This is a genomic window from Streptomyces sp. NPDC004629 (assembly GCF_042873595.1).
GTDB lineage: Bacteria > Actinomycetota > Actinomycetes > Streptomycetales > Streptomycetaceae > Streptomyces.
Genome location: NZ_JBIALO010000031.1, coordinates 62,949 through 77,538, shown reverse-complemented (window position 1 = coordinate 77,538; position 14,590 = coordinate 62,949). Strand labels below are relative to the sequence as shown.

The window sequence follows — 14,590 nt, the reverse complement described above, 5'->3', positions numbered from 1 at the left end:
CTCAGTCCCTCTCCCCGTCCCGCACGGACCGTCCCCCCGGAGGACCCCCACATGCGCTCGCACCTGCTCAATGACCTCACCGCGGAGCACTACCGCCGCTCCGTGACCGAAGGAGTCGAGCGGGTGGCGGCCAAACTCGCCACCACCGAGCGACCGTTCACCGGCGTCACGGCCGACGCCCTCGCCCCGCGCATCGAGCGGATCGACCTCGACCGGCCCCTGCCCGACACCACCGCGGTGCTCGACGAACTGGAGGAGATCTACCTCCGCGACGCGGTCTACTTCCACCACCCCCGCTATCTCGCCCACCTCAACTGCCCGGTGGTCATCCCGGCGGTGCTCGGCGAGGCCGTCCTGTCCGCCGTCAACTCCTCCCTGGACACCTGGGACCAGTCGGCCGGCGGCACCCTCATCGAACGCAGACTCATCGACTGGACGGCCGCCCGCATCGGCCTCGGCCCGGCCGCCGACGGCGTGTTCACCTCCGGCGGCACCCAGTCCAACCTCCAGGCGCTGCTGCTCGCCCGCGAGGAGTCCAAGCCGGCGCGGGCAGGGTGGGAGGAGGGAGCCTCGCTCGCCACCCTGCGCGTCCTCGCCTCCGAGGCGAGCCACTTCAGCGTGCAGAAGTCGGCGAAACTGCTCGGCCTGAGCCAGGACGCCGTCATCCCGGTCCCCGTCGACCAGGACAAGCGGATGCGGACCGTCGCCCTCGCCCACGAGCTGGAGCGCTGCAAGCGGGACGGCCTGACCCCGATGGCCGTCGTCGCCACGGCCGGCACCACCGACTTCGGGTCCATCGACCCGCTGCCCGAGATCGCCGAGCTGTGCGCGCAGTACGGGGTGTGGCTGCACGTGGACGCGGCCTACGGCTGCGGGCTGCTCGCCTCCGTCAAGTACCGGGACCGCATCGAGGGCATCGAACGCGCCGACTCGGTCACCGTCGACTACCACAAGTCCTTCTTCCAGCCGGTGAGTTCATCCGCCTTGCTGGTCCGGGACGCCGCCACGCTGCGGCACGCCACCTACCACGCGGACTACCTCAACCCGCGGCGCATGGCGGAGGAGCGCATCCCCAACCAGGTCGACAAGTCCCTCCAGACCACCCGCCGCTTCGACGCACTCAAGCTGTGGATGACCCTGCGTACCATGGGCGCCGACGGCATCGGCGAACTCTTCGACCAGGTCTGCGACCTGGCCCGTCAGGGCTGGCAACTGCTGGCCGCCGACCCCCGCTTCGACGTGGTCGTCCGGCCCGCGCTCTCCACGCTCGTCTTCCGCTACATCCCGGCGGCCGTCACCGGCCCGGACCGGATCGACCGCGCCAACCTGTACGCCCGCAAGGCCCTGTTCGCCTCCGGTGACGCGGTGGTCGCGGGCACCAAGGTGGGCGGCCGCCACTACCTGAAGTTCACCCTGCTCAACCCCGAGACCACGACGGACGACATCGCCGCCGTCCTCGACCTGATCGCCGGCCACGCCGAGCAGTACCTGGGAGAGTCCCTTGACCGCGCGTCCTGAAAACCCGACCAAGACCTACGACTTCGTGGGGATCGGCCTCGGCCCGTTCAACCTCGGCCTGGCCTGCCTCACCGAGCCGATCGCCGAACTCGACGGCGTCTTCCTGGACGCCAAGCCCGACTTCGAGTGGCACGCCGGGATGTTCCTCGACGGCGCCCACCTGCAGACCCCGTTCATGTCGGACCTGGTCACCCTCGCCGACCCCAGCTCCCCGTACTCCTTCCTCAACTACCTGAAGGAGAAGGGCAGGCTCTACTCGTTCTACATCCGCGAGAACTTCTACCCGCTACGGGTCGAGTACGACGACTACTGCCGCTGGGCCGCGAGCAGACTGAGCAGCCTCCGCTTCGGCACGACGGTCACCGAAGTGACGTACGACGACGGGCTGTACGCGGTGCACACCCAGGCGGGCGAGACCTTCCGCGCCCGCCACCTGGTGCTCGGCACCGGCACCTCGCCGCACCTCCCGGACGCCTGCCGGGGCCTGGGCGGCGACTTCCTGCACACCTCCCGCTATCTCCAGCACAAAAAGCGGTTGCAGGCCAAGGAGTCGATCACGCTGGTGGGCAGCGGGCAGTCCGCCGCCGAGATCTACCACGACCTGCTCGGCGAGATCGACGTACACGGCTACCGGCTGAACTGGGTCACCCGCTCACCGCGCTTCTTCCCGCTGGAGTACACCAAACTCACGCTGGAGATGACCTCCCCGGAGTACATCGACTACTACCACGCGCTGCCGGAAGCCACCCGCTACCGCCTCGCGGCCCAGCAGAAGGGCCTGTTCAAGGGCATCGACGGCGACCTGGTCAACGACATCTTCGACCTGCTCTACCAGAAGAACCTCGGCGGCCCCGTCCCCACCCGGCTGCTCACCAACTCCTCTCTGAAGAAGGCCAGTTATCAGCACGGCGGCTACACCCTGACGTTCCGCCAGGAGGAGCAGGGCAAGGACTTCGAGCTGCGCTCCGAAGGACTCGTCCTCGCCACCGGCTACCGGTACAACGAACCCGAGTTCCTGAAGCCCGTCCGCGACCGGCTGCGCTACGACACCCAGGGCAACTTCGACGTGGCCCGCAACTACGCGATCGATGTGACCGGCCGCGGCGTCTTCCTGCAGAACGGCGGCGTGCACACCCACAGCATCACCAGCCCCGACCTGGGCATGGGACCGTACCGCAACAGCTGCATCATCCGCGAGCTGCTCGGCACGGAGTACTACCCGGTCGAGAAGACGATCGCGTTCCAGGAGTTTGCCGTATGAACTTCACCTTCCGTCCGCTCGACCCGCTCAAGGACGCCGAACTGCTGCACGGCTGGGTCACCCACCCCAAGGCAGTGTTCTGGATGATGCAGGACGCGAAACTGGAGGACGTCGAGCGCGCCTACATGGAGATCGCGGCCGACGAGCACCACGAGGCCCTGCTGGGCCTGCTCGACGGCGAGCCCGCCTTCCTCATGGAGCGCTATGACCCGGGCCACCGCGAGCTGGCCGGCCTGTACGAGTCCGAGCCGGGTGACGTCGGCATGCACTTCCTGGTGCCGGCCACGGACACCCCCGTACACGGGTTCACCCGGGCCGTCATCACCGCCGTGGTCGCCCACCTCTTCGAGGACCCGGCGACCGCCCGGATCGTGGTCGACCCGGACGTGCACAACAAGGCCGTGCACGCCCTGAACGAAGCCGTCGGATTCGTGCCCGAACGTGAGATCCAGACGCCGGAGAAGCGGGCCCTGCTGAGCTTCTGCACCCGGGAACGGTTCGAACAAGCGGTGGCGGCATGAGCCTCGCCGACGCCGTGGCCCACCTCTCCCCCGAACGCTGGGAGCGGGCCAACCGCCTGCTGGTCCGCAAGGCCCTGGCCGAGTTCGCACACGAGCGGCTGATCACCCCCGAACCGGACGGGGACGGGTACGTCGTGCGCAGCGACGACGGGCTGACCCGCTACCGCTTCACCGCCGTGCGCCGCGCCCTCGACCACTGGCAGATCGACGCCGACTCCCTGACCCGGCACCGTGACGGCGGCCAACTCCCGCTCGACGCACTGGACTTCTGCACCGAACTGCGTCAGTCGCTGGGCCTGAGCGACGAGGTCCTGCCGGTGTACCTGGAGGAGATCTCCTCCACCCTGTCCGGCACCTGCTACAAGCTCACCAAGCCGCAGGAGACCTCGGCACAGCTGGCGCGGGCCGGGTTCCAGGACATCGAGACCGGCATGACCGAGGGCCACCCCTGCTTCGTCGCCAACAACGGACGGCTCGGCTTCGGCATCCACGAGTACCTGTCGTACGCCCCGGAGACCGCGAGCCCGGTCCGGCTGATCTGGCTCGCCGCGCACCGCTCCCGGGCGGCGTTCACGGCCGGTGCCGGCATCGAGTACGCGTCCTTCGTACGGCAGGAACTCGGCGAGCAGACCGTCGGCCGGTTCGAACGGCAGCTGACCGACCGGGGCCTCGACCCCGGCGACTACCTCCTGATCCCCGTCCACCCCTGGCAGTGGTGGAACAAGCTCACCGTCACCTTCGCCGCCGAGGTGGCCCGCGGACACCTGGTCTGCCTCGGCGAGGGCGACGACGCGTACCTGGCCCAGCAGTCGATACGGACCTTCTTCAACACCTCCCACCCGCACAAGCACTATGTGAAGACGGCGCTGTCCGTCCTCAACATGGGCTTCATGCGCGGCCTGTCCGCCGCCTACATGGAAGCCACCCCGGCGATCAACGACTGGCTGGCCCAGCTGATCGGCAACGACCCGGTGCTCAAGGCGACGGGCCTGTCGGTCATCCGCGAGCGGGCTGCGGTCGGCTACCGGCACCTGGAGTACGAACGGGCCACGGACCGCCACTCGCCGTACCGCAAGATGCTGGCCGCGCTGTGGCGGGAGAGTCCGGTGCCCACCCTCCAGGACGGCGAGACCCTCGCCACCATGGCCTCGCTGCTGCACGTGGACCACACGGGCGCGTCCTTCGCCGGTGCGCTCATCGAGCGGTCGGGGCTCACGCCCACGCGGTGGCTGCGCCGCTATCTGCGGGCCTACCTCACCCCGCTGCTGCACAGCTTCTACGCCTACGACCTGGTGTACATGCCACACGGCGAGAACGTGATCCTGGTCCTGAAGGACGGCGTCGTGCAACGCGCGGTCTTCAAGGACATCGCCGAGGAGATCGCGGTCATGGACCCGGACGCGGCGCTGCCGCCGGAGGTGCGGCGCATCCGCGTCGACGTACCCGAGGAGCAGAAACTCCTGTCGATCTTCACGGACGTCTTCGACTGCTTCTTCCGCTTCCTCGCCGCGCACCTCGCCGCCGAGGGCGTCCTGGAGGAGGACGACTTCTGGCGTACGGTCGCGGAGGTCACCCGCGAGTACCAGGACTCGGCGCCCGAACTCGCCGACAGATTCCGGCAGTACGACATGTTCGCCCCCGAGTTCGCCCTGTCCTGCCTCAACCGGCTCCAACTGCGCGACAACCGGCAGATGGTGGACCTCACGGACCCCTCGGGCGCGCTCCAGCTCGTGGGCACCCTGAAGAACCCCATCGCGGGGCGCTGAACGCACGAGCGGTGGAACAATCCCCGTATGGCGGAAATCCTCCAGAAGGACGGCACGTGGGTGTTCGACGGCGACGCCCTCCGACTGACCCCGGGGCGGGACAAGAACGTCGGCCTGCTCCGGCGGACCCTGGGCGAACTGGTGGTCCCGCTGGCCGCGCTGGCGGGGATCTCCTTCGAACAGGGCAAGAAGTCGGGCCGGTTGCGGCTGCGGCTGCGTGACGGCGCCGACCCGCTGCTGCACGCCACCGGCGGCCGGCTCACCGAGCCGCACGACCCCTACCAGCTCACCGTCGAACCGGACCGGCACGGCGTCGCCGAGTACTTCACGGACGAGGTCCGCACCGCCCTGCTGCTGAACCGGGTGCCGGCCGACCCGGTGACCGGCTTCCTGCTGCCCGGCCCGCCCGTGCCGCTGTCGGTCTCCGCAGGGGACGGCACGGCCGCGTTCGACGGGGAGCAGGTGCGGCTGGAGTGGAACTGGAAGACCGAGGACGCCAAGGCCGCCGCCGGGGCCCGTACCCTCGCCGTCGCCGACATCACCGGCGTGGAGTGGCAGCCGGCCGCTGGTCTTGACAACGGGCATCTGCGCTTCACCGTGCGGGGCGCGGCCACCAAGGCTCCGCCCAAGTACGACCCCAACGCCGTGGAACTGTGGGGCTTCAAGAAGGACCCGCTGATGGCCCTGGTCGCCGCCGCCGTCCAGGCCCGCCTGCCCCACCCGTCGGCATCCGGCCAGGCCGTACACGAGACGCCGACGCCCCCAGACGACCACGACGCGCTCCTGCGCCGACTCCGCGAACTGGGCGAGCTGCACCGCTCCGGCACCCTGACAGCCGAGGAGTTCACCACGGCCAAACAGGCAATCCTCAAACGCCTGTAACCACCACCCACCCCAGAACGGCACCGCGAAACCGACCCGCCGCCGGTAGCCACCGAGCGGTGACACACCGCCCCCGACGAGGCCGGACGATGCCAGCCGGCCCCCGGGGACACCGGACGAGACCACCGGCCACCGGACGGACCCGACGGTCTCGCCCCGACACCGGAACCCGCCGACCGCCACCCCCGCCCGGTCGGCACCGGACGGCACCACTCGGACACCGAACGGGGGCCGGGCGGCGCCCGATGGAACCGAGCGGTGCCGACCGGACGCCGAAGAAACCGGCCCCTGCCGGGAAACGCCAGGCGCCACCGGCCCGCACACGGCCGGCACACGGAGACACCGAACGGGGGCCGGGCGGCACCGGTCCGGCGCCCATGGCGGCCCGAGCGGCACCAGGAGACGCTGGCCCAGTGCCGGTAGTCACCGAGCCGTAACGCTCCGCCCCCGGCGGAACCGAGCGGTGCCGACCGGACGCCGAAGAAACCGGCCCCCGCCGGGAAACCCCAGGCACCACCGGCCCCGCACCCGGCCGGCACACGGAGACACCGAACGGCACCACTCGGACACCGCACGTGGCCGGGGCGACGCCGGGAAACGCCGTTCCGACTCCCCGGAGACGCCGAGCGGTAGCACACCGAACCCCGGCGAGGCCGGGTGGTGCCGGTCGGACATCGGAGGCACCAGGCCGGTCCCCGGGAACAAACGCCGAAGACCGGCCCCACGCCGGGAGCGCCGGGCCGGGGGCCGGGAAGTGCCGTTCCGATCCCCGGGGGGTCAAAGGGGTGCGCCCTGCCTTCTGGGCGCCCCCCTTGGTTACTTGGCCTTGCGGGCCACCGTGAAGTGGTCGACCTGGTCTCCGGTCTCGGCGATGCCGCGTACCGTCAGCGTGGCGTGGCGGCCCTTGGCGGCCGGGGTGACGTCCACGCGCAGGAACGAGTAGTCGAGGTAGCGCACGCGCGACCAGGTGACCGTCTCGTTCTGCTTGCCGTCCTTGGTGTTGATGAAGGAGGCCACGGAGTCGACCTCGTTCTCGTGCCCCTCGTAGGACAGCGGGGCGCTGAACGCGTACAGGCTGCGCCCGGCCGCGCCCGCCGTCACATAGACGACGCCCTCGGTCTCGGGGTAGACGGTGCCGCCGATCGGCAGCTTCTTGGTGACGGCGCCCCCCTTGAGGACATCGGTGCGCTCGTACTGGTGGTTGTGGCCGTTGATGACCAGGTCCACGGTGTACTTCTCGAACAGCGGCACCCACTCCTTTCGCACCCCGCCCTCCGAGGCGTGCGCGGTGGAGGTGCAGTAGGCGCAGTGGTGGAAGAAGACGACGATGAAGTCGATGTCCTTGGCGGCCCGGAACTTCCGCAGCCGGCCCTCCAGCCACTTGGTCTGGGTGCCGCCGGAGATGCCGAGGTTGGCCGGGATCTCGAAGGAGACGTCGTTGGCGTCGAGGGAGATGACCGCGGTGTTGCCGTAGACGAAGGAGTAGACGCCGGGCAGGTTCTTCTCGTCGGGGCCGTTGTCCGGCAGCGTCCAGCGGGCGTCCTCGCCGCCGTAGCCGTTGGGTGAGTACCAGGCCTCCATGTCGTGGTTGCCGTACGCGGGCATCCACGGCACGGACTTCGCGACCGATTCGGTCTGGGCGAGGAACTGGTCCCAGACGCGGGAGTCGAAGCCGGTGTCGGTGGACTTGCCCTGGCCGGCCGGGTCGCCGTAGGCGATGTCACCGGCGTGCAGGTGGAAGGCCGGGTTCTGGCCGAGGATCAGGGCGTTGTTGGCCAGGCCGTGGTAGCTGACGCCCTCGTCGCCGAAGGCGGTGAAGGTGAACGGCGCCTTGTGCGCGGGCGCGGTGGTGAAGGTGCCCACGGTGCCCGCGAGGTGCGGCTGGGCCGGGTCGAAGCCCTGATGGCCGACGCCGTAGTAGTAGGTGCTGCCCGGCCGCAGGTGGGTGAGCTTGGCGTGCACGTAGTACTGCGTGTGGTCGCCGCTGGCACCGACACCGGCCGGGGTGTAGAGGGTGCGGACCTCGGCGTCGATCTTGCGGGAGAGGTCCCAGGGGTGGACGCCGATCCGGATGAACGGCTTCTTGACGGCGACGGGCACCTGCCAGGACACGGTGATCTCGGTCCGCGGGTCGTTGCCGTAGGCGAGGTGGCGGCCGAACGGGGCGACGTGGGCGCCGTCGACCCTCTCGGTGGCCGGTGCGGTGCGCTGGGTCGGGACGGCCGCCTGCGCGGTGGCCCCCTGGATGAAGGCGCCGCCCGCGACGGCGCCCAGCGTGACCGCGCCGCCCCTGATCATCGTGCGCCGCGAGAACCTGGCGCGCAGGTATTCATGCTGCTCGGCCATGCTCATGCGCGCGGCCAGCTGCTCGGGTACTCCCATGCGAGGAATGTCCATGGCGTCTGAAACTCGTCTCCCCGGGCAACCGCATACAGGACGCCGGATGGACAGCTCGCAAACAGCGTCCCATAAGAGTTTCAACAGCACGCTGCCCGATCTCGGGCAGATTTCTTGCGAAACCGTCCCCGATACCTCAGGATCATCGGGTGCACGACGAACTTGTTGATCACCTGACGCGATCCACGACCCTCAACCGGGGCGAGGCGCTGCGGGTGGTCCAGGACGTGCTCGCCTATTTCGACGAGACGACCGAGGACTACGTCCGTCGCCGCCACCGCGAGCTCCAGACCCAGGGCCTGGTGAACGCGACGATCTTCGAACGGATCGAGGCGGACCTGAAGTACCGAGCGGTGGCACCGCCCGAGCTGACGCTCAGGCAGTTGCGGCGCATCGTCTACGGCTGAGAACCGACGGCCGGCCGACCGACCGGCCACGGACAAAGGGATATCTGCTATATGTGCGGAATTGTCGGATACATCGGGAAGCGTGACGTCGCGCCGCTGCTCCTGGAGGGCCTGCAGCGCCTGGAGTACCGCGGCTACGACTCCGCGGGCATCGTCGTCACCGCCCCGAAGGCGCCCGCCCTGAAGATGGTCAAGGCCAAGGGCCGGGTGCGTGACCTGGAGGCCAAGGTCCCGGCGCGCTTCAAGGGCACCACCGGCATCGCCCACACCCGCTGGGCCACCCACGGCGCCCCGTCCGACGTGAACGCCCACCCGCACCTGTCGGCCGACAACAAGGTCGCCGTCGTGCACAACGGCATCATCGACAACGCCGCCGACCTGCGCCGCAAGCTGGAGGCGGACGGCGTCGAGTTCCTCTCCGAGACGGACACCGAGGTGCTCACCCATCTGATCGCCCGTTCGGGGGCCGAGAAGCTGGAGGACAAGGTCCGCGAGACGCTGCGCGCCATCGAGGGCACCTACGGCATCGCGGTCCTGCACGCCGACTTCCCCGACCGCATCGTGGTGGCCCGCAACGGCTCCCCGGTCGTCCTCGGCATCGGCGAGAAGGAGATGTTCGTCGCCTCCGACGTCGCCGCGCTGGTCGCCCACACCCGTCAGATCGTGACCCTCGACGACGGCGAACTGGCCACCCTGAAGGCCGACGACTTCCGCACCTACACCACCGAGGGCACCCGCACCACCGCCGAGCCGACCACCGTGGAGTGGGAGGCCGAGTCGTACGACATGGGCGGCCACGACACCTATATGCACAAGGAGATCCACGAGCAGGCCGAGGCGGTCGACCGGGTGCTGCGCGGCCGCATCGACGACCGCTTCTCCACCGTGCACCTCGGCGGGCTGAACCTGGACGCCCGCGAGGCCCGTCAGATCCGCCGGGTGAAGATCCTCGGCTGCGGCACCTCGTACCACGCGGGCATGATCGGCGCCCAGATGATCGAGGAGCTGGCCCGCATCCCCGCCGACGCCGAGCCCGCCTCCGAGTTCCGCTACCGCAATGCCGTCGTCGACCCCGACACCCTGTACGTCGCGGTCTCCCAGTCCGGCGAGACCTACGACGTGCTGGCGGCCGTCCAGGAGCTGAAGCGCAAGGGTGCCCGGGTGCTCGGCATCGTCAACGTCGTCGGCTCGGCGATCGCCCGCGAGGCGGACGGCGGCATGTACGTGCACGCCGGCCCCGAGGTGTGCGTGGTGTCCACCAAGTGCTTCACCAACACCACGGTCGCCTTCGCCCTGCTCGCCCTGCACCTGGGCCGCACCCGCGACCTCTCCGTCCGCGACGGCAAGCGGATCATCGAGGGCCTGCGCAGGCTGCCCGAGCAGATCACCGAGATCCTCAAGCAGGAGGAGGAGATCAAGGAACTGGCCGAGCGGTACGCCGAGGCCCGCTCCATGCTCTTCATCGGCCGGGTCCGGGGCTACCCGGTGGCCCGCGAGGCCTCCCTGAAGCTCAAGGAGGTCTCCTACATCCATGCCGAGGCCTACCCCGCCTCGGAACTCAAGCACGGCCCGCTCGCCCTGATCGAGCCCGCCCTGCCGACGGTCGCGATCGTGCCGGACGACGACCTGCTGGAGAAGAACCGGGCCGCCCTTGAGGAGATCAAGGCCCGCAGCGGCCGGATCCTCGCGGTGGCCCACCAGGAGCAGGCGAAGGCCGACCGGACGATCGTCGTGCCGAAGAACGAGGACGAGCTGGACCCGATCCTGATGGGCATCCCGCTGCAGTTGCTCGCCTACCACACGGCGAAGGCTCTGGGCCGCGACATCGACAAGCCGAGGAACCTGGCGAAGTCGGTGACGGTGGAGTAAGCACGCCCGCACGCCGGCACGGGCACGGCAACGCGGCGGACCCCCACGTATACCGCCCTTCACGTGGGGGTCCCTTCGGTGCCGCTGTGTACTCAGCCGGCGGCCGTCACCCCCCGGCCGGAAGCGGCACGGCGCGGAAGTGCCGTGGGCCAGTGGGCGAAGGCCGCGGTCGCCGCGTACCAGGCCGCCGCGCCCGCCGCGACGGCGAACCAGCCGCCGGCCTTCGCGAGGCCGCCGTTGCTCGCGAACTGCGCGATGGCGAGCAGCACCAGGGAGACGAAGAACAGTCCGTAGGTGCCCCGGGTGAGCGGATCACGGCCCGCGAGGGCGAGCGTGAGCGTCACGAGGGCGAACAGCAGCAGGAAGAGTCCGGCGGCGTTGTCCGACACCTGGGTGCCCGCCGAGACGGCCCAGGTGAGCCAGAGGGCACCGAGTGCCGAGAAGGCCGTACCGGTGGCGGTGTCCCGGTCGCGGAACGCCAGCAGTCCGGCGACGAAGAGCGCGACACCGCCCACGTAGTGGGCCAGTGACACGGCATCGGAGGCCGTCACGCCGTCGATCACATCGGTGTACCCGAGCCCGAAGGCCAGCAGGGTGACACCGAGGGCGAGTCGGCCGACGACCGTGGTGGTGCTTCCCGCAGAGACGTCGTTGTCCACGGCGGGCTCCCTTCATGCATGTGCAGTTGTGCGGTGACCGATATATGCCCTTCACAAGGGCACAAACACCTCTACGCATCGGTAGGTTCGGCCGCCGCACGGCAGATGGCACGACGTCGCGCGGGACGCGTACGACAGGAAACCGACGCGGGGAACTGACGCGGAGAACCGACGGTACGACCACAGGAAGCCGACGCTACGACTGCGGAGTTGACGGGGCGACACGGGAGCCGGTGGCGCGACGCGCGGAGTTGACGGCATCACGCGGAAGTCGACGGCGAGACAAGGCCCGTTGACGGCGTGACGCGGGGGTCGGCCACGCAGCACGCGGAGTTGACGGCATCACGCGGGAGCCGGCGGGCTGGTGTGCGGTGGGCGCGGGGACTGACGGGGCGTGGGGCGGCTAGGGGATGACCACCACGGGCCGCTGCGCCCGCTTGGCGAGCCGGCCGGCCACCGAGCCGAAGATCCGGCCCACGATGCCGTGCGTGGAGCCGACGACGATCGCGTCGGCCTCGTACTCCCGCCCCACCTCTTCGAGTTCGTGGCAGATGTCGCCACCGCGCTCGACCAGGATCCAGGGCACCTCGGCCAGATAGTCCGCACAAGCCAGTTCGAGACCCAGGACCTCGGTGCGGTGATCGGGCACGTCGACGAAGACCGGTGGCTCGCAGCCCGCCCACACCGTGGTGGGCAGCCGGTTGGCGACATGGACGATGATCAGGCCCGAGTGGGAGCGATGGGCCATGCCGATCGCATAGGCGAGGGCGCGCTCGCTGGAAGTGGAGCCGTCGAAGCCGACGACGACACCGTGCTTGAAGGCGGGGTCGCAGGAGGGGCGTGACTCTTCCGCCGCCAGGGGCTCGGCCGCCGTGGGGTCGGCGACGGGCCGCTTGCGGTCCGCGGGTTCGAAGAATTCGTGACCGGCCATGGGTGTCTCGGCGTTGTGATCCTCGTGGGTGGGACAACAGGGTGCGGCGGAGCTGTGTCCGGGAAACATCTTCCCAACCCCATACCCCCAAGGGTACGGCGGCACGCCTCCTTAGCCCAGATCCCGCGTGGGCTCCGCGGGGTTCCAGGGAGCATGCACGAGGGTGCGCCCGTAACGCAATGCTTGATGCGCTGTACAGGCGGTTCGTGCAGGATTCCGTTACGTGACCGACGCAGGCCACGCCCACAGTGACCGACCGTGCGACCACGCGTTGATCAGCGTGAACCACGCCACAGGGAGCACGCATGTCCGGACCCGCCACCCGTACCGGGGCACACCGCGCGACCCCGCCGGCCGCGCCCGCCCCGGACCCCCGTTCCGGCCGGTCGCCCCGCACGCCGTCCGCGCCGTCCGCGCCGTCCGCAGCCGACACGGCGACCGATGTCGTCCGGTGGGCGGCCTTCAGCTGCTTCCTGGTCCCGGTGGTCCTGCTCTGGTACGGCACCTCGCTGGCCGGCGCCGCCGGCACCGCTTTCGGCCTCGCCGCCGTGACCGCGGCCTGCCGCGTTCTGCTGCGCCGCTCCGAACGGTGCGCCGCGCAAAGAGGCGGACGTCACACCCGGAGCGGTACACCGGTCGGCTGACCGGTTTCCGCGCACGCGCCCGCTGCTTTTCAGCCAACTTCCGGACCCCGTCCAGGCCGTGCGCGCAGTACCCCCCAACCCCCGTTCCACCTGCACGGAAAGGGTCTCGGACGCCCTGCGCACCCTACGCGGATTGGCCACTACGACGAGGCGCACTTCCCTGCACGGCCCGCGAGTGCAACGCTTCGTGATCGAATGCTTTACGCCAAGTTGTCATGTCGACAATGTGCCGCGTGTGGAACTGGTCACCGCGGTACCGCGGGACACAGTAGATTCGATCTTGACTGTCTTACGGCGGGGGACTCGTGCAGGACCGAGGGGAAACGTGCAGGAGCGACACAACCGAGGAGCCGCGACCACCGAGGGGGGCTTAGCAGGATGAGCCACGACTCCACTGCCGCGCCGGAAGCCGCGGTCCGGAAACTCTCCGGGCGACGCCGCAAGGAGATCGTCGCGGTGCTGCTGTTCAGCGGCGGCCCCATCTTCGAGAGTTCCATACCGCTTTCGGTGTTCGGTATCGACCGCCAGGACGCCGGAGTGCCGCGCTACCGGCTGCTGGTGGCCGCCGGTGAGGAAGGCCCGCTGCGGACCACAGGGGGCCTCGAACTCACCGCGCCACACGGCCTGGAAGCGATCTCACGCGCGGGCACGGTCGTCGTGCCGGCCTGGCGATCGATCACCTCGCCTCCGCCCGAGGAGGCACTCGACGCGCTGCGCCGCGCGCACGAGGAGGGCGCCCGCATCGTGGGCCTGTGCACCGGGGCGTTCGTCCTGGCGGCGGCGGGCCTGCTGGACGGCCGGCCGGCCACCACCCACTGGATGTACGCGCCGACGCTGGCCAAGCGCTATCCGTCGGTGCACGTCGATCCCAGGGAGCTGTTCGTCGACGACGGCGACGTACTGACGTCGGCCGGTACAGCCGCCGGCATCGACCTGTGTCTGCACATCGTGCGGACGGACCACGGCAACGAGGCGGCCGGCGCGCTCGCCCGGCGCCTGGTGGTCCCGCCGCGCCGCAGCGGCGGTCAGGAGCGCTATCTCGATCGCTCTTTACCAGAGGAGATCGGCGCCGACCCGCTCGCCGAGGTCGTCGCCTGGGCGCTGGAACACCTCCACGAGCAGTTCGACGTGGAGACGCTGGCCGCGCGCGCGTACATGAGCCGCCGTACGTTCGACCGCCGCTTCCGCTCGCTGACCGGGAGCGCGCCGTTGCAGTGGCTGATCACCCAGCGCGTGCTACAGGCCCAGCGTCTGCTGGAGACGTCGGACTACTCGGTGGACGAGGTCGCGGGCCGCTGCGGCTTCCGTTCCCCGGTGGCGCTGCGCGGGCACTTCCGCCGCCAGCTGGGTTCGTCCCCCGCCGCCTACCGCGCCGCCTACCGGGCGCGCAGACCGCAGGGCGACCGGCCGGGGGACGGAGAGCCCACGGCCTCGCAGCCGGGGGCCGCGGGCCCGGGGGCGACCGGGCTCGCCGGGCCGGTCGGACCGGTGCCGGCCCTGCTGCACCCGGAGAGCGCCGTACCGATGCAATCGCGGCGCACCGCCGCGATGAGCCTGCCGGGACCCCGCGCGGGCGCGTGACGCGCTGACGGGTCGGACGTGACGGGTCGGGGTGGGGGGGGGGGGGGCCGCCCCCCCCCCCCCCCCCCCGGGCCCCCCCCCGCCCCCCCGGCCCCCCCCCCCCCCCCCCCCCCCCCCCCCCCCCCCCCCCCCCCCCCCCGCCCGTTGAGCTGAG

General features: G+C 70.4%; 12 protein-coding genes. 9 read left to right on the top strand and 3 right to left on the bottom strand.

Translation table 11 applies throughout. The features are described 5' to 3' along the window. Nucleotides 1-51 precede the first annotated feature (51 nt). From desA to ACFYTE_RS34360, 5 genes are read left to right on the top strand one after another with little or no spacing between them, the layout of a single operon-like run. On the top strand, nt 52-1,518 hold the full coding sequence (gene desA, locus ACFYTE_RS34380; protein ID WP_388719092.1) for a lysine decarboxylase DesA: 1,467 nt from the start codon (nt 52-54) through the stop codon (nt 1,516-1,518). After that, complete coding sequence (locus tag ACFYTE_RS34375) at nt 1,502-2,779, top strand: lysine N(6)-hydroxylase/L-ornithine N(5)-oxygenase family protein (protein ID WP_388719090.1); 1,278 nt, start codon at nt 1,502-1,504, stop codon at nt 2,777-2,779. The genes desA and ACFYTE_RS34375 overlap by 17 nt, the downstream gene beginning before the upstream one ends. Further along, nucleotides 2,776-3,300, top strand: a complete 525-nt coding sequence (locus tag ACFYTE_RS34370; protein WP_388719088.1) for a GNAT family N-acetyltransferase — start codon at nt 2,776-2,778, stop codon at nt 3,298-3,300. The genes ACFYTE_RS34375 and ACFYTE_RS34370 overlap by 4 nt, the downstream gene beginning before the upstream one ends. After that, nucleotides 3,297-5,066, top strand: coding sequence for an IucA/IucC family protein (locus ACFYTE_RS34365; RefSeq protein WP_388719086.1), 1,770 nt, complete (start codon nt 3,297-3,299; stop codon nt 5,064-5,066). Before ACFYTE_RS34370 ends, ACFYTE_RS34365 begins: the two co-directional genes overlap by 4 nt. A gap of 27 nt (nt 5,067-5,093) precedes the next feature. Beyond that, nucleotides 5,094-5,948 carry a DUF4429 domain-containing protein gene (locus tag ACFYTE_RS34360; RefSeq protein ID WP_388719084.1) on the top strand — a complete coding sequence of 285 codons (855 nt, stop codon included), beginning with the start codon at nt 5,094-5,096 and terminating at the stop codon, nt 5,946-5,948. Between the two features lie 816 nt (nt 5,949-6,764). On the opposite strand, the gene ACFYTE_RS34355 is transcribed toward ACFYTE_RS34360, so the two are convergent. After that, a complete protein-coding gene (locus ACFYTE_RS34355; protein ID WP_388719082.1) occupies nt 6,765-8,330 on the bottom strand; it encodes a fibronectin type III domain-containing protein in 1,566 nt (521 codons plus the stop codon). Nucleotides 8,331-8,494: 164 nt separating this feature from the next. On the opposite strand from ACFYTE_RS34355, the gene ACFYTE_RS34350 reads away from it, so the two are divergent. Together ACFYTE_RS34350 and glmS are read left to right on the top strand one after the other, a co-directional pair. Next, complete coding sequence (locus ACFYTE_RS34350) at nt 8,495-8,752, top strand: hypothetical protein (protein WP_388719080.1); 258 nt, start codon at nt 8,495-8,497, stop codon at nt 8,750-8,752. Nucleotides 8,753-8,803: 51 nt separating this feature from the next. Then, nucleotides 8,804-10,621 (top strand): glutamine--fructose-6-phosphate transaminase (isomerizing), encoded by a 1,818-nt coding sequence (gene glmS / locus ACFYTE_RS34345; RefSeq protein ID WP_388719078.1) that lies wholly within the window; start codon nt 8,804-8,806, stop codon nt 10,619-10,621. Nucleotides 10,622-10,713: 92 nt separating this feature from the next. Here glmS and ACFYTE_RS34340 read toward each other — a convergent pair whose 3' ends face one another. Both ACFYTE_RS34340 and ACFYTE_RS34335 read right to left on the bottom strand, forming a co-directional pair. Next, a complete protein-coding gene (locus tag ACFYTE_RS34340) occupies nt 10,714-11,280 on the bottom strand; it encodes a GPR1/FUN34/YaaH family transporter (RefSeq protein ID WP_388719077.1) in 567 nt (188 codons plus the stop codon). Between the two features lie 403 nt (nt 11,281-11,683). Continuing rightward, a complete protein-coding gene (locus tag ACFYTE_RS34335) occupies nt 11,684-12,211 on the bottom strand; it encodes a universal stress protein (RefSeq protein ID WP_388719075.1) in 528 nt (175 codons plus the stop codon). 305 nt (nt 12,212-12,516) lie between these two features. On the opposite strand from ACFYTE_RS34335, the gene ACFYTE_RS34330 reads away from it, so the two are divergent. Then, nucleotides 12,517-12,855, top strand: coding sequence for a hypothetical protein (locus ACFYTE_RS34330; protein WP_388719073.1), 339 nt, complete (start codon nt 12,517-12,519; stop codon nt 12,853-12,855). Nucleotides 12,856-13,233: 378 nt separating this feature from the next. Beyond that, the gene (locus ACFYTE_RS34325) at nt 13,234-14,436 is read left to right on the top strand and encodes a helix-turn-helix domain-containing protein (protein WP_388719071.1); all 1,203 of its coding nucleotides are present in this window, start codon (nt 13,234-13,236) and stop codon (nt 14,434-14,436) included. Nucleotides 14,437-14,590 lie beyond the last annotated feature (154 nt).

Bases quoted from the DNA above. Each gene is read 5' to 3' on its own strand.
- ACFYTE_RS34360 (WP_388719084.1), top strand. From the start codon at position 5,094: ATGGCGGAAATCCTCCAGAAGGACGGCACGTGGGTGTTCGACGGCGAC.
- ACFYTE_RS34355 (WP_388719082.1), bottom strand. From the start codon at position 8,330: ATGGGAGTACCCGAGCAGCTGGCCGCGCGCATGAGCATGGCCGAGCAG.
- ACFYTE_RS34370 (WP_388719088.1), top strand. From the start codon at position 2,776: ATGAACTTCACCTTCCGTCCGCTCGACCCGCTCAAGGACGCCGAACTG.
- ACFYTE_RS34325 (WP_388719071.1), top strand. From the start codon at position 13,234: ATGAGCCACGACTCCACTGCCGCGCCGGAAGCCGCGGTCCGGAAACTC.
- ACFYTE_RS34365 (WP_388719086.1), top strand. From the start codon at position 3,297: ATGAGCCTCGCCGACGCCGTGGCCCACCTCTCCCCCGAACGCTGGGAG.
- glmS (WP_388719078.1), top strand. From the start codon at position 8,804: ATGTGCGGAATTGTCGGATACATCGGGAAGCGTGACGTCGCGCCGCTG.
- ACFYTE_RS34330 (WP_388719073.1), top strand. From the start codon at position 12,517: ATGTCCGGACCCGCCACCCGTACCGGGGCACACCGCGCGACCCCGCCG.
- desA (WP_388719092.1), top strand. From the start codon at position 52: ATGCGCTCGCACCTGCTCAATGACCTCACCGCGGAGCACTACCGCCGC.
- ACFYTE_RS34335 (WP_388719075.1), bottom strand. From the start codon at position 12,211: ATGGCCGGTCACGAATTCTTCGAACCCGCGGACCGCAAGCGGCCCGTC.